Genomic DNA, 18,857 nt, shown 5'->3' with positions numbered 1-18,857 from the left:
CCAGCCATCTCTCTCGCGTGGGCGCGCACGAGTTCGGGTTCACGGCGGTGGGAAATCGGCGGCATCCCACGGAGCTGGCCGGTCACCCGGCGAGCGGAAGCACCCCCGCTTCGAAATCGAGGACCCACTGCTTGCGCGCATTCCCGCCGCGGTAGTTCCCGAAGGTGCCGTCGCTGCGCACGATGCGATGGCACGGCAGGACAAGAGGGATCGGGTTTGTCGCGCAGGCGGTGCCCACCGCGCGCACGGCCTTGGGGTTGCCCAGATGATCGGCCATCTCCGCGTAGCTCATCGTGGATCCGAAGGGGATGTCCGCGAGCGCCTGCTGGACGGTTGAGCGGAAGGCGCCGCGACTGAGCCTGAGGTCGAGGGCGACGTCGAACGTGCGTCGCTCACCTGCGAAGTACTCGCCGAGCTCGCGCACCGCCTGCGCGGTGATGCCGGCGTCCTCGACGATCACCGGGCCCACTGCGTCCGCCACCTCGGCGGCGACGGTGGCGAACTCCTCGGTGTCGAAAGCGATCCGGAGCAGCCCCCGCGCGGTGACGAAGACGAGCAGGTCACCCATGGGCGACTGCATGCGGGTGAACGCGGCGTCGACGAGCGGCGCGACATCGGAGCGTCGGATCACCGCGGCGTTGAGGTCCGCCACCATCGATTCCTCGAGCGCCGAGGCCGGGCCGGCGAGCGCCGCCTCCGGCCAGGCCGAATCGGTAGGAGCGGAACCTCGCGTGTCCTGTGTCATCATCGTTCCTCCGTCGTCTCCGTGTCCTCGATCGGCTCGCTTCGCCCGACCGTCCCCCTGCCTTCAACCGACTCCGCGGTCCGCCCTTCGCGGCTTCCCGGAATCCCGCGCCGCCGCGGACCCTCCCGCCGCGTCCTGCGCCAGCCGGATCGCTCCTGCGCCTCCGTGCCCGGCGGCGAGTCCTGGTGCCGCTCCGCTCGCTGCCGGACGACCATGATCCGCAGTGCGGCGATGCCGTCGGACGCGGCTCGCCGCACGGCGGCGGGAGAACCGCCGATGAGGGCGGCCACCTCGGTATAGGGCAGGCCCCACACATGGTGCCAGGCGATCGCCTCCCGCTGCCGGTCGGTGAGCAGCCAGAGCATGTCCAACACATCGATCTCTCGATCGGTCTCCCGTGCGGAGAGCAGTGCGCTTCCGTCGACGGTCGCACCGTCGGCAGTCCACCCGGGCTCCGGCAGGTGCTCGACCGGGATCGCCCGGCGGGCGTTCCTGCGGTGGACGTCGATGCAGGCATTGCGCGCGATCCGCACGAGCCAGGCCTCGATGTTGGCGTCGTCGGGCAGGGCCGCGTACCCGCTCAGGGCCGCGAGGAACGCCTCGGAATAGGCGTCCTCGGCATCGGCGAGCTGCACGTGCATGGACCGGCAGAACCGCAGGATGCGGACCGCGTACGTGCGGACCACGAGGTCGAACGGTGGCTTCTTCATCACCCTGCAGACGTCGGCCGGAGCTCAGATGTGAGGTGGGACCTCGAGGAGATGTCAGTCGTCGCCGAACAGCGCCTTCCCGACGGCATCGGAGATGTCGCCGGACCCCACCTGCGACAGGCCGCCGTCGACGAGGAACTGCGCGCCGGTGACATAGGCGCCGAGCGGGCCGGAGAGCACCGCGGCCATCGCCCCGATCTCCTCCTTGTCCGCGTACCGGCCGAGCGGCACAGCCTTCTTCCACATGTCGTCGCCGGTCGGGCCGGCCAGCCGTGCCATCCCCTCCGTCCCGGAGACCGGGCCGGGGACCAGGGAGTTCGAGCGGATCCCGTGGCGGCCCCATTCGACGGACAGGTCCTTCATGAGCATCTCGATGCCGGCCTTGGCCGCACCGACGTGCGCCTGGTAGCGGGTGGCCTTGAACGCCTGCGAGGCGGAGATGAAGAGGACCGAGCCGCGGGTGCGCTGCAGGTAGGGGAACGCGCACCGGGCGGTGTGGTAGGCGCCCATGAGATCGATGTCGACCACGGTACGGAAGGCGTTCGAGCTCATGTCCTCCGCCTTCGCGAAGAAGTTCCCGGCCGCGCCCGCGACCGCGATGCTGATGTCGCCGAGCTCGGAGGCGGCATGGTCCATGGACGCCTGGAGGGCGTCGATGTCGCGCACGTCGGCGGCGCGGTAGGCGACCTTCGCACCGAGGGCGGCGATCTCCTCGGCCGCCTCGGCGAGCTTCTCCTCGGTCCGTCCGCAGATCGCGACCGCCGCCCCGCAGCGGGCGAAGGCCTTCGCGATCCCGAGGTTGATGCCGGAGCCGCCGCCGGTGATGAAGGCGACCTGGCCGGCGAGCATGTCGGGCGCCAGGTGCCCGATCGGGTCGTGGACGGCCTCGGTCCCGGCTGCCTCCGGGGTGGTTCCCTGCTGTGCGCTCATCACTGTGCTCCCTTGCGTGCTGCGAGTGCGGCCATGCGCTTGTCGACGGCCTCGATCTGTTCGGGACCGCCCATGAGCTCGGCGATCACCTCCTGCTCCTTGTCGAACCCCTCGGCGAGGTCCGCAGTGCCGGCGAGGTCGACGAGCATCTTGGCCCGCACGAGCGCCGTGCGCGACTTGTCGGCGATGGCGCGTCCCACCTCGAGCGCGCGGGCCACCGGGTCCTCGACGACCTCGTCGGCGAGTCCGATCTCGCCTGCCCGCTCCCCGGAGAACACGTCGCCGGTGAAGATCAGGAGCTTCGCCTGCGACGGGCCGACGAGGCGCGGGAGCAGCTGGGTGCCGCACATGTCCGGGGCGAGCCCCCAGTTGATCTCCATCATCGACAGCTTGGTGTCCGGGGCCATGATGCGCACATCGGCGCCCATCGCGATCTGCAGACCGCCCCCGAAGGCGACTCCCTGGACACCGGCGATGACCGGCACCTCGATGACCTGCCAGATGTGGACCGCCTTCTGCGCGATCGCCTTGGCGGCGCCCATCCGTTCACCCAGGGACACCGCCGGATTCTTCTCCCCCGACTTCATCTTCCCGAACTCGCCGAGGTCGAGGCCGGCGCAGAATGCCCGCCCCGCCCCGCTGAGGACGACTGCGGCGACGGAATCGTCGCCCTGCAGCCGGGTGCCGATCTCGACGAGGTCCTCGAAGACATCGCGGGTGAGGGAGTTGAGCTTCTCGGGACGGTTGAGCTCGACGCGGGCGAGGCGGTCCTCGATCGTCAGGGTCACGGTCCCGTGGGATGCGGTCTCGGTCATCATGCTCCTTCGCAGTGACAGGTGAGTGGCAGGTGATCAGCGACGCGCATCCGATCGCGCGGCACTGGGGCGCACTCTCCGATCTTAAACCGAAACCGAACGATCGTTAAGAGGTGGGTGCGAATCGGGTCGACTCCCCCCGATCCGTGCACCCGCCCCGTAGTGACCGATCAGAGTGCAATTTCCGAAGGTTCCTGTGCGTGGAACCTTCGGAAATTGCACTCTACAGATCAGCCGATGAAGGCCGTGGAGAAGAACGGTACGAAGGTGACGATCGCGAGTGCCGTGAGGAGCGGAGTCATGGTCTGGAGTGTGATGTCGTATTCGTCTCCAGAGGTGCAACAGATAGAAGGATCAGCACAGCGAGCGATTCGAGATCGGAGCCGGACGTCGCGCACACCCAGCCCCTGGGGACATTTCGCAGGATTTCAGTATTCTTCTCTGAATGATACATGATCTTCGGGCCGGAGGATCCGCACCGTCGAATGACATGCCCCCACCGGACTGCACCCACCAGGGCGCGCACCCGCCTGCACCACCTCGGGAACCGCGCATCCATGACACCGGGACGATGACTTCGACCGAGGAGCCGAGGGGCTGGCAGCGAAGGCGCGAGAGCGCAGCGGGTGACGCGGCTTGAGATTGCACAAACGTGCGGATCCGCGTTCAGGAACCTTCGGAAATTGCTGTTTCAGTCGACGTCGATGTCGAAGGGGTCCTCGACCGGGCCGCCGGTGACCTGGGCGGCGAGATTGAGGAAGCCGTGGGCGATGTGCTCGCTCACCGTCCGCGCAGCCGCCTGCGGATCGACGGCCCGCACGGCCTCGACGATCGCGAGGTGCTCCCCCTTGACATCGCCGAGGCGTTCGGCGCTGTCGAGCGTGAGGTCCCACGGGAACGCCAACCACCGGGTCTCGATGTCGTCGCGGAGTCCCGGCAGGCCGCAGCGGTCGTAGAAGAAGAAGTGGAACTCCATGTTCTTCGCGTTCCGGGCCGCCGCATCGCCGGCCGCGGAGGCCTCGTCGAGCTCCTCGAGCAGCCGTTCGGCGGTCCGCAGCTCGTGCCGCGAGATCCGCGGGGTGGCGCGCTCCATCGCGTAGGCCTCGGTGAGGCGGCGCGTGATGTAGACGGCCTTGAGGTTCTCGAGATCGACCCCGGCGACCCGGACCCCGCGATGCGCCTCCGAGGTGACGAGCCCCTCCGCCTCGAGGGCGCGCAGGGCCTCGCGCACCGGGGTGATCGACGAGTCGAACCACTCGGCGACCTCGTCCTGGCGCAGCCGGGCGCCCCGCTCGAGCTCGCGGGCGAGGATCCGGCGCCGCAGACCGGCGATGATGACATCGCGCTTCGTCGCAGCCGGGGCTGCACCTCGGGTTGCGGTCACCGGTGACCTCCGCAGGAAGAATGGATGATCGAGGACGGACGATATGAAACCCGTCCCGTGCGCGTGCGCACACCCCTCGATCCTACCCTTCACCACCCCATTTCGGTAGTTCTGAGACATCTGTCTTGGAATCATGCATCATCTGTGGAATCATGTCTTCAAGTGGGTCGGACCGTCTCGTCGTCTCCCACGCGCGATCCGCGCCCCGGCGCCGCTCACCCGTGCACCGCGCCACCGCCGAGCCGCGGCTCCGGCCGGGCACCGCCGATCCTCACCGTGGAGGCACCATGACCACCGAGCTCCCGCTCGCAGGCATCACCGTCGTCAGCTGCGAGCAGGCCGTCGCCGCCCCGTTCGCCACGCGCCAGCTCGCCGACCTCGGCGCTCGCGTCATCAAGGTCGAGCGCCCCGGGGTCGGGGACTTCGCGCGCGGCTACGACACCACCGTGCACGGCCTGTCGAGCCACTTCGTCTGGATCAACCGCTCGAAGGAGAGCCTCGCCCTCGATCTCAAGGCCCCCGAGGCCGCGGACATCATGGACGACCTCGTCCGCGAGGCCGACGTCTTCCTCCAGAACCTCGCCCCCGGCGCCGCCGAGCGGCTCGGGCTCGGGGCCGAGCGCCTGCGCGGGGTCAATCCGCGCCTCATCCACGTCTCCGTCTCCGGCTACGGATCCGACGGCCCCTACCGCACCGCCAAGGCCTACGACGCGCTCGTCCAGTCCGAGGCCGGCCTCGTGTCGGTCACCGGCACCGAGGAGTTCCCCGCCAAGACCGGGATCTCCACCGCCGACATCTCCGCCGGCATGTACGCCTACGCCGGCATCCTCACCGCGCTCTACACGCGCGAGCGCACCGGCGAGGGCGCCTGCCTCGAGGTCAGCCTGTTCGACTCGCTCGTCGAGTGGATGGGCTTCCCCCTGTTCTTCACCCGCTACGGCGGCTCGCGGCCGGTGCGCGCGGGCACCTCGCACGCGGCGATCGCCCCCTACGGCACCTTCGCGTGCGGCGACGGCACGGACATCGTCCTCGCAATCCAGAACGAACGGGAGTGGGCGCGCTTTTGCGAGACCGTGCTCGCCCGCCCCGAGGTCGCCGTCGACCCGCGCTTCGACCGGGCCGCCCAGCGCTTCGCCCATCGCGAGGAGCTTGAGGCGCTCATCCACGCGGTGTTCGCCGCCTACACCGGGGACCGGTGCGAGCAGCTCCTCGCCGAGGCCCAGGTCGCCCACGCGCGCCAACGCGACATGTCCGAGGTCGCCGACCACCCGCAGCTCGTCGAGCGCGGTCGCTGGCGGCCCGTCGACACCCCGGCCGGTCCCATCGAGATGCTCCTGCCGCCGGTGACGATGTCCGGGGTCGAGTACCGGATGGACCCGATCCCTGCCGTCGGCGAGCACACCGCGGCGATCCTCGCCGACCTCGGACGCAGCCCGGAGCAGATCGTCGCCCTGCGCACCGACGGGACGGTGTGATGGCCGCGCCCGCACCGGAGTTCCGCTATTCGGAGATCCTCCCCACCGGCCGTTCCGCGGTGCCCATGCGTCGCCTCGACATCGCGGGCGTCGCACTCACCGAGGCCGAGGTGGCCGGCACCGCGCGGACCTTCCTCACCATCGAGCCGCACGTGTTCGAGGAGCTCGCCCGGACCGCGTTCACCGAGATCTCGCACTTCCTGCGCGCCGACCACCTCGCGAGCCTGCGGCGCATCCTCGACGACCCGGAGTCGAGCGACAACGATCGCTACGTCGCACTCGACCTCCTCAAGAACGCCGTCGTGTCCGCCGGGCGGGTCCTGCCGATGTGCCAGGACACCGGCACCGCGATCGTCTCCGCGAAGCGCGGCGCGGACGTCCTCACCGACGGCGCGGACGCCGAGCACCTGAGCCGCGGGATCCACGCCGCCTACCGCGACCTCAACCTCCGCTACTCGCAGCTCGCGCCCCTGTCCCTGTTCGAGGAGACGAACACCGGCACCAACCTGCCGGCGCAGATCGACATCGGCCTCGACGCGCACGCCGGCTACGAGCTCCTCTTCATGGCCAAGGGCGGCGGCAGCGCGAACAAGTCGTTCCTCTACCAGGAGACGAAGGCGATCCTCGACGAGCAGCGCCTGCTCGACTTCCTCGCGGACAAGATCTCCTCGCTCGGCACCGCCGCCTGCCCGCCGTACCACCTCGCGATCGTCATCGGCGGCACCACGGCGGAGGCGGCGCTCAAGACCGCGAAGCTCGCGAGCGCCCACGCCCTCGACACCCTGCCGGAGACCGGCGATGCCGCGACCGGCCACGGCATCCGCGACACGGCCTTCGAGGAGAAGGTCCTGCGGCTCACGCAGACGCTCGGCTACGGCGCGCAGTTCGGCGGCAAGCACTTCTGCCACGACGTCCGTGTCGTCCGGCTGCCGCGGCACAACGGCTCCCTGCCGGTGGCGATCGCGGTGAGCTGCTCGGCCGACCGCCAGCTCGTCGCCCGGATCGATGCGGAGGGGGTGTTCATCGAGGAGCTCGAGCACGACCCCGCCCGCTTCCTGCCGGCCGCCGGCACCGTGGAGGAGATCGAGTCCGGCGAGGTCACGCCGATCGACCTCGATCGCCCGATGGACGAAATCCGCGCCGACCTCTCCGCCCGGCAGGTGGGCGACCGCCTGTCCCTCACCGGCACGATGATCGTCGCCCGGGACATCGCCCACGCCCGTCTGCGCTCGATGCTCGAGGCCGGCGAGGAGCTGCCCGCCTACTTCCGCGACCACCCCGTCTACTACGCGGGCCCGGCGAAGACCCCGGAGGGCATGCCGAGCGGCTCCTTCGGCCCCACCACCGCGAGCCGGATGGACGCCTACGTGCGCGACTTCCAGGCGGTCGGCGCCTCGCTCGTCATGCTCGCCAAGGGTAATCGCTCCGCCGAGGTCACCGAGGCCTGCCGCGAGCACGGCGGGGTCTACCTCGGCTCCGTGGGCGGACCGGCCGCCCGTCTCGCCGCGGACTGCATCACCGAGGTCGAGGTGCTCGACATGGCCGACCTCGGGATGGAGGCCGTGTGGCGCATCCGGGTCGCGGACTTCCCCGCCTTCGTCGTCGTCGACGACAAGGGCACCGACTTCTTCGCCCGCACCCGCGACACCGGCCTGTCGCTGGGACGCACCCGCACCTCGGCCCGGGACGGTTCGATGATCTGAGCACCGCGATCCGACCGCCCGCGCACCACCGCCTAGTCTGAATACCGAACCCCACCCCGTGAGGAGCTCCCATGACCATCAGCAGCGAAGAGAAGATGATGATCACCACCGTCGCGGACTTCATCGACCGCGACGTCCGTCCCACCGTCAACGAGGTCGAGCACGCCAACGAGTACCCGACCCAGTGGATCGAGCAGATGAAGGAGATGGGCATCTTCGGTCTGGCCATCCCGGAGCCCTGGGGCTTCGGCAAGGTCTCGACCGAGGCCTACGTCCACATCACCCAGGAGCTCGCCCGCGGCTGGATGTCGCTCGCCGGCGCGATGGGAGGGCACACCGTCGTCTCCAAGCTCATCCTCGAGTTCGGCACCGAGGAGCAGAAGGAGAAGTACCTGCCCAAGATGGCCACCGGTGAGATCCGCGCGACCATGGCGCTCACCGAGCCCGGCGGCGGCTCGGACCTCCAGGCGATGCGGACCGTGGCGAAGAAGGACGGCGACGACTACGTCATCAACGGCACGAAGACGTGGATCACGAACGCCCGGAAGTCCGACCTGCTCGCGCTGCTGTGCAAGACCGACCCGGAGGCCGAGCCGCGCCACCGGGGCATCTCGATCATCCTCGTCGAGAAGGGCGAGGGCTTCAGCATCTCTCAAGACCTCCCCAAGCTCGGCTACAAGGGCGTGGAGAGCTGCGAGATCTCCTTCGACGGGCTGCGCCTGCCGCAGTCCCAGCTGCTCGGCGGCACCGAGGGCGTGGGGTTCAAGCAGATGATGAAGGGTCTGGAGATCGGCCGCATCCAGGTCGCCTCCCGCTCGCTCGGCGTGGCCCAGGCCGCGCTCAACGACGCGGTGAAGTACGCGCAGGAGCGCGAATCGATGGGCAAGCCGATCTGGAAGCACCAGTCGGTGGGCAACCACCTCGCCCGGATGGCCACCAAGCTCGAGGCGGCCCGCCAGCTCGTGCTCCATGCCGCCCGCACCTACGATTCGGGCGACCGGGTCGACATGGAGGCCGGCATGGCGAAGTACTACGCCTCGGAGATGGCCGCCGAGGTGGCCCTCGACGCGATCCGGGTCCACGGCGGCTACGGCTACTCGACCGAGTACGAGGTGGAGCGCTACTACCGCGACGCCCCGCTCATGATCGTCGGCGAGGGCACGAACGAGATCCAGCTCGGCGTCATCGCCAAGCAGCTCGTCAGCCGCAACAAGATCTGACACCTCCCACCCGACACAATGCAAAATCCTGCGGTTCCTGAGAACGGAACCGCAGGATTTTGCAGTCTCACGGGCCGCGCTGGGTCATGGATGGGGCAGTACCGCGGGCCGCGCCGGATCGCGGACGGCATGCATGCCCGGCCGGGGCGAACCGGACGGCTTCCCGCACCCCGGGGTAGGGGAAGCCCCCATGCCCGCAGGGTCTGCGGGGAGAAGAATCGAATCATGAGGAACCGGGATACGGACCCGGACCCCACCCGATTCGAGGAGCCACGATGAACGCCCCGACCTTCCCTCCCTCCGCCGACCCGCATCCCCGCGCGACTGGCCCCGCCGGCGGCACCGCCATCCCCGCCGATGCCGCGCCGGCCGGCCACGACGTCCCCGACGCCGAGGGGCGGATCCGCAGCTCGTACACCGCCGGCGGCCCCGAGGGGCGCGTCACCCATCACCCTCTGCCGCAGACCCACCCGTACGCCGGAGGGCAGCGCGCACACGGCTGGGACCGGCGCGATCAGCGGTCCTACCTCACCGCCGCCCTGCTCTCGATCCTCGTCGGAGCCTTCGGCGTCGACCGCTTCTACCTCGGGAAGATCGGCACCGGCGTGCTCAAGCTCGTGACCTTCGGCGGCTTCGGGGTGTGGTGGATCATCGACGCGGTGCTCCTCCTCGTCAACCAGACCCGCGACGCCGAGGGGCGCGAGCTCCACGGGTACGAGGAGAACCGGACCACCGTCTACATCGTCGCCGGGATCGTCGGCGGGCTCACGCTCATCAACGGGTTCTGGTTCCCGGTGTTCCTGATCTGACCCCCGGCCGGCCGAGCCCCCACCTCCGGCCGGCCCCGACCGGGGCTCCACCTCCGGGCCCCATCTCCCCTCCCGATCCCCGCACCCGCATCCACCATCCCCGAGGCGCCCGCCGGCACCCTGCCGGCGGGCGCCTCGGCGCGTGCCGAACGGGCGGATCGGGTTCACAACGGAGACGTGCAGGTCATCGCCCGCAGCGACCCCACCGCTGCGGGTCATCCGAAGGAGGACGCATCATGACCCGAACCGAGACCCATTCCGATCCCTATGCCCGGGCGGCCTCCCGCGCCGCAGAGGATCCGCAGGGCTTCTGGCTCGAGGCCGCCGAGCTCATCGACTGGACGACGAAGCCCACTCGAGCGCTCGACGACAGCCACGCCCCGATCTATCGCTGGTTCCCCGACGGCGAGCTCAACGTCTGCTACAACGCCCTCGACCGCCACGTCATCGCCGGCCGCGGGGAGGACACCGCACTCGTCTACGACTCCCCCGTCACCGACACCGTGCGCCGCTACTCCTACGCCGAGCTCACCGAGCTCACCGCACGCTTCGCCCGGGTCCTCGCCGACCGCGGCGTGGGCAAGGGGGACCGGGTGATCATCTACATGCCGATGGTCCCCGAGGCAGTCATCGCGATGCTCGCCTGCGCGCGCCTCGGCGCCGTCCACTCGGTGGTGTTCGGCGGCTTCTCCGCCCACGAGCTCGCCGTCCGGATCGACGACACCGCTCCGAAGGCCGTCGTCTCCACCTCGTGCGGGATCGAGCGCAATCGCGTCATCGAGTACAAGCCGCTGCTCGACCGCGCCCTCGAGCTCGCCGCCGAGACCCCGGAGTTCACCGTCATCGTCCAGCGCCCGCAGCACCGCTGTGCGCTCGTCGACGCGCGCGATCTCGACTACCAGGAGCTCATGGACGCGACCCCGGAGGGCGCGCCCTGCACCCCGGTGAAAGCGACCGACGAGCTCTACGTCCTCTACACCTCGGGCACCACCGGCCGGCCCAAGGGGATCGTGCGCGACGCCGGCGGCTACGCGACGGCGCTCGCATGGTCGCTGCCGAACCTCTTCGACCTCCATCCCGGCGACACGATGTTCACCGCCTCGGACGTCGGCTGGGTGGTGGGCCACAGCTACATCGTCTACGCCCCGCTCATCGGCGGTGTGACCACGGTGCTCTTCGAGGGCAAGCCGATCGGCACCCCGGATGCCTCGACGTTCTTCCGCATCGTGTCCGAGCACCGGGCGAACGTCTTCTTCGCCGCACCCACCGCGATGCGCGTCATCCGCAAGGAGGACCCGGACGGCGCGCTGATGAAGCAGCACGACATGTCGAGCCTCCGGGCGTGGTTCCTCGCCGGCGAGCGCCTCGACCCGGACACCTATGCATGGACGACGGAGAAGCTCGCGGAGGCGACCGGGCGCGACATCCCCGTCATCGACAACTGGTGGCAGACGGAGACCGGCTGGCCCATCGCGACGAATCCGATCGGCCTCCACCGGTTCCCGCTCAAGGCCGGCTCGCCCACGAAGCCCGTCCCCGGGTACCAGGTCGAGATCGTCGATGCCGCGGGCAGCCCGGAGCCGGCCGGCCAGGACGGCCTCGTCGTCATCCGGCTGCCGCTGCCGCCGGGCACGATGGCCACGATCTGGGGCGACGACGAGCGCTTCGTGTCCTCCTACCTCTCGGCGTTCGAGGGGTACTACCTCACCGGCGACGGCGGCTACCTCGACGAGGACGGCTACGTGTACGTCATGGGACGCACCGACGACGTCATCAACGTCGCCGGGCACCGCCTGTCGACGGGCACCATGGAGGCCGCGATCGCCGCCCACCCCGCCGTCGCCGAGTGCGCGGTGATCGGCGTCCACGACGAGACGAAGGGACAGATCCCGCGCGCCTTCGTCGTGCTCGCCGACGGCACGGAGACCGATCCCGAGGCGGTCGTCGCCGACCTCGTCGCGCTCGTCCGGAGCGAGGTCGGCCCGGTGGCCGCCCTCAAGCAGGTCGACATCGTGCCCGCGCTGCCGAAGACCCGCTCGGGCAAGATCCTCCGCAAGACCATGCGCGAGATCGCCGACCGCAGGGCCGACGTCGTCGTCCCGTCGACGATCGAGGATCCCGAGGTGCTCGAGCGGCTGCGCTCGGCGCTCGAGGGATGAGCCCGATGGGCGATCGACGGCGGACCGCGGGAGGAGGGCCGCAGCGCATGGCTGTTCTCACCGGACAGGGACGAGAATCAGCAGCTCTCGCCGAGAGAATTCTACTTCCGGGTGCGCTTCTGGTCAGACCTGCTCGACATCTTCCGGTGACCGGAGACCGCGCGGTCACGCGGGTTACGGGGTGCCGGATCGCAGCCGCGATCCTCCCTTCCGGCCGCGGAGCACGATGTCGCCGCTTCCGGCCTCAGAGCATGATGACGCCGCGCACCAGGGCAACGGCACCGCCCGCCCCGGCGAGCACGATCGCGAGTCGCCGGGCGACGACGACGGGGATCCGCTGCGAGAGCCACCCGCCGATCCGGATGCCGAGCACCACGGTGACGACGATCGCGGCGAACAGCTGCCAGGGCGGGAGCTGGTCGAAGGTCGTCGCACCGACGGCGACCTTGAGCACGATGGAGATCACCGCCATGGTCCCGAACGTCGGCTGCATCGTCGCGGCGAAGGACCGCTGGTCCCAGCGTGCGAACTGGGAGTAGATCACCGTCGCGGGCGCGGCGACACCGGCGCTCGCATTGAGAAAGCCTCCCACGAATCCCGTCGCCCCGGTGAGCGCGTGGGTGCGCACGTGCGGCACCCGCGGCATCCCGAAGGTCAGGACGAGCGCCATGAGGACGACCGCGCCGATGACGATGTCGAGCCATGCCCCATCGAGCTCGCGGACGAGGAGCGCCGCCGGGATCGCACCGAGGACCGCCGTGGGAACGAAGATCAGGTAGCGCTTCCAGTCGACCTCGCGGAACACCGCGATCATGATGAGGAAGCTCGACACGGCCGTCGCCGCGTTCGTGAGGAACACCCCGAGCGCCGGCCCGAGGAGCAGGGCGAGCACAGGCGCGACGACGAGACCGACTCCGGTGCCGGACAGCCGCTGGAGCACTGTGCCGATGAGGATCGCAGTGAGGGCGATGAGGACGACCGCCGTCGTCATCTCAGGCACCCCGGACGCCGGGGCAGGCAGAGCGCCGAGGACGGGGGCGGGGTTGGTCGCAGAGGGAGTCGCATCATTCCGCAGTCTACCGACGGCCGGGGTGGAATAGTCCGCCGTTCGGAACCGTTGTCCGAGGTGACAGCCGGAGAGCGCGTCCCGTGGCCATGGCGGGCCCGGGGCCGCAGCGCTCCGGATCCCGACCCGAAGGATATTCCAAGACTGCGCGTTTCACCGATTCGACCGTGATCATCACCGGCGCCGGCTCGGGCCTGGGCCAGGCGACCGCCGAGCGGCTCGCGGCCGAGGGCGCGAACCTCGTCCTCGTCGACATGAACGCCGAGGGGCTCGAGGCGACGAAGAAGCTCGTCACCACCGCTGCCCCGGAGGCCCGCGTCGAGCTCATCACCGCCGACGTCACCCGCCCGGAGGACGTCGAGAACTACGTCCAGGCCACGGTGAAGACCTTCGGCTCGATCGACGGCTTCTTCGGCATCCGGATCAACGCGATCGCCCCCGGCGCGATCATGACCGCGATGGTCGAGAACTCGCTCAAGCAGATGGATCCCGACAACTGGGAGGCCGCCGGCGAGCAGTTCGTGTCGGTCAACCCGATGAAGCGCTTCGGCAAGCCCGAGGAGGTCGCCGGCCTCGTGAGCTTCCTCCTCAGCGAGGACGCCGGCTTCATCAACGGCACCGTCGTCCCGATCGGCGGCGGCCAGCACGCGATGTACTGATCCGCAGGCATCGAACCGGGGAGGTCCGTCGTCGACGGGCCTCCCCGTTGTCGTTCCCGCGTCCGGAGCGGGCGGCCGGCGCTCCGACCCGCCCCTCCCGCACCTCGGCGGCGGGAATCACTTCTCGATCCGACGCACCATCTCCGGCGTGAGCTCGGACAGCCGCGCGGCGCCCATGAGCTGCATCGTCACCCGCATCTCGCGCTCGAGGATCTCGAGCACTTTGCGCACCCCCGCCTCGCCGGCGGCCATGAGCCCGTACAGGTAGGCGCGACCGACGAGCGCGAAATCCGCGCCGAGCGCGAGTGCGGCGACGACGTCGGATCCGCTCATGATCCCCGAGTCGAAGATGATCTCGACATCGTCGCCTGCCGCGCGACGCACCTCGGGCAGGGCGTCGAGGGTGACCGGCGCCTTGTCGAGCTGGCGCCCGCCGTGGTTGGAGACGACGAGTCCGTCGGCGCCGGCGTCGAGCGACCTGCGCGCGTCGTCGGCGGTGAGCACGCCCTTGACGAAGAGCTTCCCGGGCCAGATCTCGCGGATCCAGGCGAGGTCCTCGATGCTCAGCGTCGGATCGAACATCCCGTTGATGAGCGAGGCGAGGTCCGAGGTGCTCCCCGACAGCGACGCGAAGGTCAGCGGGTCCGTGGTGAGGAGGTCGAACCACCACTGCGGACGGTACGAGGCGTCGAGCACGGTGCCCAGGGTGAGCCGGGGCGGCACGGTCATGCCGTTGCGGGTATCGCGCAGGCGGAGACCGGCGACGGTGGTGTCGACGGTGACGAGGAGGGTGTCGAAGCCGTTCCTCCATGCCCGCTCGACGAGATCCTCGGACGCCGCGCGGTCGCGCCACAGGTAGAGCTGGAACCACCGCGCGGCGGAGGGGGCGACGGCGGCGACGTCCTCGACCGAGCGCGTCCCCATGGTCGACAGGGTGAACGGGATCCCGAAGTGCTCGGCCGCCCGCACGCCGGCGACCTCACCCTCGGTCTGCATCATCCGCGTGAACCCGGTCGGGGCGATCCCCACCGGCAGCGCGAACTCCCGGCCGGCGATCGAGGCGGTGAGGTCCACCTCGGCGCTGCCTGCGAGGATCGCCGGGGTGAGCACGAGCTCGTCGAACGCGGCGCGATTGCCGCGCGCGGTGTGCTCGGCCCCAGCCGCCCCGTCCACGTAGTCGAAGGCCGCACGCGGGGTGCGACGGCGCGCGATCGTGCGGAGGTCGTGGACGTCGCCGACCCGGCTGAGCCGCGCCTGCCGACGGTTCGGGGTGATGTCGAACTGCAGGAGCGGTGCGAGCTCCTGCCAACGGGGACGGCGTCGGGTGACAGCCATGATCCTCCTCTTCATCGGTGCCGGCCTGCCCCGGCCGAGGTGCGGTTGAGGTACGGCCGGCTCCGGTCGGACTGGCGGTGGCGGGCGGCAGCGGGCGGTGGGGTGGGACGGTGCGACGCATCGATCGGGTCGGTGGTGCCGTGGTGCCGTGGACACCACAGTACGGGGCCCCCGCCCCCGAGCGGCTCTCCGCACCTCGGGGGCGTATTCGCTGCGCCCCACCGTTGCACCCTGCCGAGCCGTCGGCGAGGATGAACCCATGACCACTGTCGTTCTCTTCCATTCCGCCGTCGGCCTCAACGACGGCATCCACCGCATGGCGAGCATCCTCACCGACGCCGGGCACACCGTCCACACCCCCGACTACTACGACGGGCGCGTCTTCGACTCGACCGAGCCGGGGATCGCCTACCGCGACGAGGTGGGCTTCCCCGAGCTCGCACGCCGCGCCTCGGCGGCCATCGAGGACCTCGCGGGTCCGCTCGTGTTCGGCGGGTTCTCCCTCGGAGCGGCGATGGCCCAGTCGATGGGCAAGCGCGATCAGCGGGCGGCCGGCGCCCTTCTCTTCCACGCCGGGGGCGTGCCGAAGCCCACGAGCTGGCAGTCCCACGTGCCGCTCCAGATCCACCACTCGGTGGATGATCCGTGGATCGACGAGGGCGCGCCGCAGATGCTCGTCCGGTCCGTCGCGGAATCCGGCGCCCAGGCCGCGCACTTCGTCTACCCCGGGAACGGCCACCTGTTCGCCGACCCGACGAACCCCGAGTACGACACCGCGAGCGCCGACCTCCTCTGGTCACGGGTCCTCGCGTTCCTCGACGCCGAGGTGTCCGCCGGCTGACGCAGCCGGCGACGGCCGCTCTCACACTGCAATTTCCGAAGGTTTCGCTCTCAGGAACCTTCGGAAATTGCTGTCTCGGGGCGGAGGATCGGGTCAGTCCATGACGAGGCCGTTGTCGACGACGAGGTTCTGCCCCGTCACCGCGCGCGAGGCCGGGGAGGCGAAGAACGTCGCCGCCGAGGCGAACTCCTCCGGCGTCGTCACATGGCCGAGCGGGGTGCCCGCCGCGATCGCGTCGAACACCGCCTCCGGGGTGGCCGAGGAGGCGTCGGTCGTCCGGAGCAGCCCGCCGGACACCATGTTGACCCGCACTCCCGCCGGCCCGAGGTCCTTCGCGAAGGTCCGGGTGATCGACAGCAGCGCCGCCTTGGCGGCGGTGTAGTCGTGGTACGGAACCACGGGATTCTGGAACAGGTTGGTGCCGATGTTGATGACCCGGCCGGAGCCGATCTCCCGGAATCCGCTCATCGCCGCCTGGATGACGTTGGTCGCCCCGCCCACGGTGCCGCGGTACTGGGCCTCGAGCGCGGCATAGGAGATCTCGTCGGCTCGGTCGCGCTCGTCGCCGTCGAAGGAGAAGTCGACGAGCGCGTTATTCACCACCGTCGACACCGGACGGCCGAACTCCGCGCGGACCGCATCGAACATCGCGACGACGGCGCGGAAGTCGGTGACGTCCGCCTCGACGGCGAGCGCATCGCCGCCGCGGGCGCGGATCGCCTCGGCGAGCTCGCGCGCGGCGTCCCCGCTGTGACGGTAGTTGATGACGACCGTCGCGCCCTCGTGGAAGAAGGCCTTGACGAGCGCCGCGCCGAGCCCTCGGGCGCCCCCGGTGACGAGGACGATCTGCTCGGAGAGCGGCATGGCGTTCGTGGTGTGCGCGTGGGCGTTCGACATGGTCGTCCCTTCGATTCGGCTCACTCCGGTGTGAGCGGGGTGGGTCACTGCCTCGAGCCTACCCGGCCCGGGCACCCGCGGAGCGCGGCAGGGGGTCGACGCACGTCGGGGTGCAGCGGGGATGTGCCCCCCCAGGAAGAGAGCGGGCGAGCCGGTCCGCGGACGAGGGCGGGACGGGCCGGCGTCCCGACCCTCAGCGACCCCGGCGCTCGGCCCGCAGCCGGTCCCGGCGCGAGGCGAAGACGAGCTCGGCGGACCCGTCATCCGGACCCGCCGGCAGCGATCCGCGATCCGGACCGGCCGGCTGCGATCCCGGTTCCGTCACGGCGGACCGCGGTTCCGACCCCGGATCCGGGAAGCCGAGCGGGGCCCCGGGAGCGGTGAACGGGGTGAGGACGACGAACCACAGGACGATGAGCAGGCCCGCGCCGATGAGGACGTTCGCCCAGGCCGGGAGCGCGAGCACCGAGGACTGCAGCCACGAGGCGACGGTCATCGAGAGCACCTCCGGCACGCCGATGAGCCCGTTGGTGAGGATGAAGACGAGGCCGACGACGATGAACACGAGTCCGCCGAGCGCCTGCGTGGTGTGGATCTCCCGGCCGGCGAGCGTCACGGTGCGCCCGCGCAGCCACCGCAGCCGGGAGGACCCGAGCTGCTGCCACACGGTGGCGATGACGAGCATGGGAGCCGCGATCCCGAGTGCGTAGACGAAGAGCAGGAGCAGTCCGGCACCGGCGGACCCGGCCGAGGCCGCCATGGTGAGGATCGGGCCGGTGCAGAACCCCGCGACTCCGGACACCGCGCCGAGCACATAGGAGCTCAGCAGGCCGGGCACCCCGGTGCGGCCCGTTGCACGGCCGGGCAGCCGTGCCCCGAGATCGAAGCCGATGCCGAGGACCTGGAGCACGCCGAATCCGACGAGCAGCAGACCGGACACGAGGATGACCGTCGACCGGTGCTCGGTGAGGAGTCCGCCGACGAGCCCCGCGCCCGCCCCGATCGGCAGGAGGACGCTGAGCAGCCCGAGGAGGAACACCCCGGTGCGCAGGAGCAACCGCCCCGTGCCGGCGGTGGTGAAGGCGAAGAACGCCGGGACGAGGAGCGCGCCGCACGGGCTCAGCAGCGCGAGCACGCCGCCGAGGAAGGCCGCGATGATGCCGATGCTCATGACCGGCCTCAGCCCGCTTCGGCCGGGTCCGCCGCGGGATCGGCGGCGGGATCGTAGGGCGCGGTCTCCGCCGCGAGCTCGATCGCGGCCTCGAACTCCTCGGCCGGCAGCGCCCCGGCGAGCGGCTGGCCGTTGACGAGGAAGCTCGGGGTGTTGAAGGCCCCGATCGCACTCGCCTCGTCGACGTTCGCCTCGACCCAGTCGGCCGCCTCCGCGGACTCCATGTCGGCGCTGAACGTCGCGGTGTCGAGACCGAACTGCTCGGCGACCTCGAGGAGCGCCTCCTCGGTGAGGTCGGCGGGGGTGAGCTGCTCCCCGTCGCCGTAGAGCGCGCCGTGGAACTCGTGGAACATGCTCTGCTGTCCGGCCGCCCAGGCCGCGCGCGCCGCCCGCTCGGAGTCCTCGCCGAAGAAGTCGAGGTCCCGCCACTCGATCCGCAGGGTCCCGGCGTTGACGTACTCCTCGATGAGCGCGATCTCCGTCGTCACCGCGTGCTGCGCACAGTACGGGCACTGGTAGCCGAGTAGACGACCATCGCCACCGGGGCGACCACCTGTCCGAGCGCGAACGGGTCGTCGGCGTCGCGCTTCGCCGTCGACTCGATGCGCTGCACCTCCTCGCCTGCGGGTTCGGCGGCGGGCTCGGCGGTCTGGCCCTCCGCGACCAGTGCGGCCTCGTCCTCGTCGATGACGAGGATGAAGACGGTGATGAGGGCGATGATGACGATATTGACAGGAATCGCCCAGAACCAGAACGGGCGGGAGGAGGCATGCATGGATGATCCGGGGTCGGGAACGGGTCCGTCCAGCGTACGGCCCGAGCCACGAGCGTGCATCCCGCCAGGACAGAGCCGGTGGGCGGGCCGAGCTCGCGCATCGGCGGGAGCCGATGACCGGGTCTGCTCCGTGCACCTGCGGGGCGCCGTCGGCCGGGTGATG

At 70.4% G+C, this 18,857-nt stretch carries 18 protein-coding genes; 7 read left to right on the top strand and 11 right to left on the bottom strand.

Translation table 11 applies throughout. The features are described from left to right. Positions 1-82: 82 nt before the first annotated feature. From C1A17_RS11300 to C1A17_RS11280, 5 genes are all read right to left on the bottom strand, one after another. On the bottom strand, positions 83-745 hold the full coding sequence (locus C1A17_RS11300) for a methylated-DNA--[protein]-cysteine S-methyltransferase (protein WP_101653068.1): 663 nt from the start codon (positions 743-745) through the stop codon (positions 83-85). Then, positions 745-1,455 carry an RNA polymerase sigma factor gene (locus C1A17_RS11295; protein ID WP_101653067.1) on the bottom strand — a complete coding sequence of 237 codons (711 nt, stop codon included), beginning with the start codon at positions 1,453-1,455 and terminating at the stop codon, positions 745-747. The genes C1A17_RS11300 and C1A17_RS11295 overlap by 1 nt, the downstream gene beginning before the upstream one ends. Positions 1,456-1,509: 54 nt before the next feature. Next, on the bottom strand, positions 1,510-2,385 hold the full coding sequence (locus C1A17_RS11290; RefSeq protein ID WP_101653066.1) for an SDR family oxidoreductase: 876 nt from the start codon (positions 2,383-2,385) through the stop codon (positions 1,510-1,512). Then, the gene (locus C1A17_RS11285; RefSeq protein ID WP_101653065.1) at positions 2,385-3,200 is read right to left on the bottom strand and encodes a crotonase/enoyl-CoA hydratase family protein; all 816 of its coding nucleotides are present in this window, start codon (positions 3,198-3,200) and stop codon (positions 2,385-2,387) included. The genes C1A17_RS11290 and C1A17_RS11285 overlap by 1 nt, the downstream gene beginning before the upstream one ends. A gap of 691 nt (positions 3,201-3,891) precedes the next feature. Next, a complete protein-coding gene (locus C1A17_RS11280; RefSeq protein ID WP_180953312.1) occupies positions 3,892-4,584 on the bottom strand; it encodes a GntR family transcriptional regulator in 693 nt (230 codons plus the stop codon). Positions 4,585-4,871: 287 nt separating this feature from the next. On the opposite strand from C1A17_RS11280, the gene C1A17_RS11275 reads away from it, so the two are divergent. The 5 genes from C1A17_RS11275 (at position 4,872) to C1A17_RS11255 (ending at position 11,950) form a co-directional block, all read left to right on the top strand. Beyond that, the gene (locus C1A17_RS11275) at positions 4,872-6,059 is read left to right on the top strand and encodes a CaiB/BaiF CoA transferase family protein (RefSeq protein ID WP_101653063.1); all 1,188 of its coding nucleotides are present in this window, start codon (positions 4,872-4,874) and stop codon (positions 6,057-6,059) included. Further along, positions 6,059-7,762, top strand: a complete 1,704-nt coding sequence (locus tag C1A17_RS11270; RefSeq protein WP_101653062.1) for a FumA C-terminus/TtdB family hydratase beta subunit — start codon at positions 6,059-6,061, stop codon at positions 7,760-7,762. The genes C1A17_RS11275 and C1A17_RS11270 overlap by 1 nt, the downstream gene beginning before the upstream one ends. A 71-nt stretch (positions 7,763-7,833) precedes the next feature. Then, the gene (locus C1A17_RS11265; RefSeq protein ID WP_101653061.1) at positions 7,834-8,982 is read left to right on the top strand and encodes an acyl-CoA dehydrogenase family protein; all 1,149 of its coding nucleotides are present in this window, start codon (positions 7,834-7,836) and stop codon (positions 8,980-8,982) included. Positions 8,983-9,257: 275 nt separating this feature from the next. Beyond that, a complete protein-coding gene (locus C1A17_RS11260) occupies positions 9,258-9,791 on the top strand; it encodes a TM2 domain-containing protein (protein ID WP_101653060.1) in 534 nt (177 codons plus the stop codon). Positions 9,792-10,027: 236 nt separating this feature from the next. Continuing rightward, positions 10,028-11,950 (top strand): acetate--CoA ligase, encoded by a 1,923-nt coding sequence (locus tag C1A17_RS11255; protein WP_101653059.1) that lies wholly within the window; start codon positions 10,028-10,030, stop codon positions 11,948-11,950. Positions 11,951-12,194: 244 nt separating this feature from the next. On the opposite strand, the gene C1A17_RS11250 is transcribed toward C1A17_RS11255, so the two are convergent. Next, positions 12,195-12,941 carry a sulfite exporter TauE/SafE family protein gene (locus C1A17_RS11250; RefSeq protein WP_101653058.1) on the bottom strand — a complete coding sequence of 249 codons (747 nt, stop codon included), beginning with the start codon at positions 12,939-12,941 and terminating at the stop codon, positions 12,195-12,197. Between the two features lie 242 nt (positions 12,942-13,183). On the opposite strand from C1A17_RS11250, the gene C1A17_RS14715 reads away from it, so the two are divergent. Further along, the gene (locus C1A17_RS14715) at positions 13,184-13,675 is read left to right on the top strand and encodes an SDR family oxidoreductase (RefSeq protein ID WP_281258707.1); all 492 of its coding nucleotides are present in this window, start codon (positions 13,184-13,186) and stop codon (positions 13,673-13,675) included. 117 nt (positions 13,676-13,792) lie between these two features. Here the strand turns inward: C1A17_RS14715 and C1A17_RS11240 are convergent, their stop codons facing one another. After that, complete coding sequence (locus C1A17_RS11240; protein ID WP_101653056.1) at positions 13,793-15,010, bottom strand: alpha-hydroxy acid oxidase; 1,218 nt, start codon at positions 15,008-15,010, stop codon at positions 13,793-13,795. A gap of 259 nt (positions 15,011-15,269) precedes the next feature. On the opposite strand from C1A17_RS11240, the gene C1A17_RS11235 reads away from it, so the two are divergent. Beyond that, positions 15,270-15,851, top strand: a complete 582-nt coding sequence (locus C1A17_RS11235) for a dienelactone hydrolase family protein (protein ID WP_101653055.1) — start codon at positions 15,270-15,272, stop codon at positions 15,849-15,851. 93 nt (positions 15,852-15,944) lie between these two features. Here C1A17_RS11235 and C1A17_RS11230 read toward each other — a convergent pair whose 3' ends face one another. The 4 genes from C1A17_RS11230 to C1A17_RS14245 form a co-directional block, all read right to left on the bottom strand. Beyond that, entirely contained in the window at positions 15,945-16,748 is an 804-nt protein-coding gene (locus C1A17_RS11230) for a 3-oxoacyl-ACP reductase (protein WP_101653054.1), read from the bottom strand. Between the two features lie 193 nt (positions 16,749-16,941). After that, complete coding sequence (locus C1A17_RS11225; RefSeq protein ID WP_101653053.1) at positions 16,942-17,919, bottom strand: cytochrome c biogenesis CcdA family protein; 978 nt, start codon at positions 17,917-17,919, stop codon at positions 16,942-16,944. 8 nt (positions 17,920-17,927) lie between these two features. Further along, on the bottom strand, positions 17,928-18,407 hold the full coding sequence (locus tag C1A17_RS14250; protein ID WP_180953311.1) for a DsbA family protein: 480 nt from the start codon (positions 18,405-18,407) through the stop codon (positions 17,928-17,930). Further along, positions 18,404-18,694 (bottom strand): hypothetical protein, encoded by a 291-nt coding sequence (locus C1A17_RS14245; RefSeq protein ID WP_180953310.1) that lies wholly within the window; start codon positions 18,692-18,694, stop codon positions 18,404-18,406. The genes C1A17_RS14250 and C1A17_RS14245 overlap by 4 nt, the downstream gene beginning before the upstream one ends. Between the last annotated feature and the right edge of the window lie 163 nt (positions 18,695-18,857).

It is taken from the genome of Brevibacterium ihuae, from assembly GCF_900184225.1.
GTDB classification, from domain to species: Bacteria; Actinomycetota; Actinomycetes; order Actinomycetales; family Brevibacteriaceae; genus Brevibacterium; species Brevibacterium ihuae.
This window is presented reverse-complemented; position numbering and strand designations above follow the sequence as displayed.

Bases quoted from the DNA above. Each gene is read 5' to 3' on its own strand.
- C1A17_RS11300 (WP_101653068.1), bottom strand. From the start codon at position 745: ATGACACAGGACACGCGAGGTTCCGCTCCTACCGATTCGGCCTGGCCG.
- C1A17_RS11295 (WP_101653067.1), bottom strand. From the start codon at position 1,455: ATGAAGAAGCCACCGTTCGACCTCGTGGTCCGCACGTACGCGGTCCGC.
- C1A17_RS11290 (WP_101653066.1), bottom strand. From the start codon at position 2,385: ATGAGCGCACAGCAGGGAACCACCCCGGAGGCAGCCGGGACCGAGGCC.
- C1A17_RS11285 (WP_101653065.1), bottom strand. From the start codon at position 3,200: ATGACCGAGACCGCATCCCACGGGACCGTGACCCTGACGATCGAGGAC.
- C1A17_RS11275 (WP_101653063.1), top strand. From the start codon at position 4,872: ATGACCACCGAGCTCCCGCTCGCAGGCATCACCGTCGTCAGCTGCGAG.
- C1A17_RS11270 (WP_101653062.1), top strand. From the start codon at position 6,059: ATGGCCGCGCCCGCACCGGAGTTCCGCTATTCGGAGATCCTCCCCACC.
- C1A17_RS11265 (WP_101653061.1), top strand. From the start codon at position 7,834: ATGACCATCAGCAGCGAAGAGAAGATGATGATCACCACCGTCGCGGAC.
- C1A17_RS11260 (WP_101653060.1), top strand. From the start codon at position 9,258: ATGAACGCCCCGACCTTCCCTCCCTCCGCCGACCCGCATCCCCGCGCG.
- C1A17_RS11255 (WP_101653059.1), top strand. From the start codon at position 10,028: ATGACCCGAACCGAGACCCATTCCGATCCCTATGCCCGGGCGGCCTCC.
- C1A17_RS11250 (WP_101653058.1), bottom strand. From the start codon at position 12,941: ATGACGACGGCGGTCGTCCTCATCGCCCTCACTGCGATCCTCATCGGC.
- C1A17_RS11240 (WP_101653056.1), bottom strand. From the start codon at position 15,010: ATGGCTGTCACCCGACGCCGTCCCCGTTGGCAGGAGCTCGCACCGCTC.
- C1A17_RS11235 (WP_101653055.1), top strand. From the start codon at position 15,270: ATGACCACTGTCGTTCTCTTCCATTCCGCCGTCGGCCTCAACGACGGC.
- C1A17_RS11230 (WP_101653054.1), bottom strand. From the start codon at position 16,748: ATGTCGAACGCCCACGCGCACACCACGAACGCCATGCCGCTCTCCGAG.
- C1A17_RS11225 (WP_101653053.1), bottom strand. From the start codon at position 17,919: ATGAGCATCGGCATCATCGCGGCCTTCCTCGGCGGCGTGCTCGCGCTG.
- C1A17_RS14245 (WP_180953310.1), bottom strand. From the start codon at position 18,694: ATGCATGCCTCCTCCCGCCCGTTCTGGTTCTGGGCGATTCCTGTCAAT.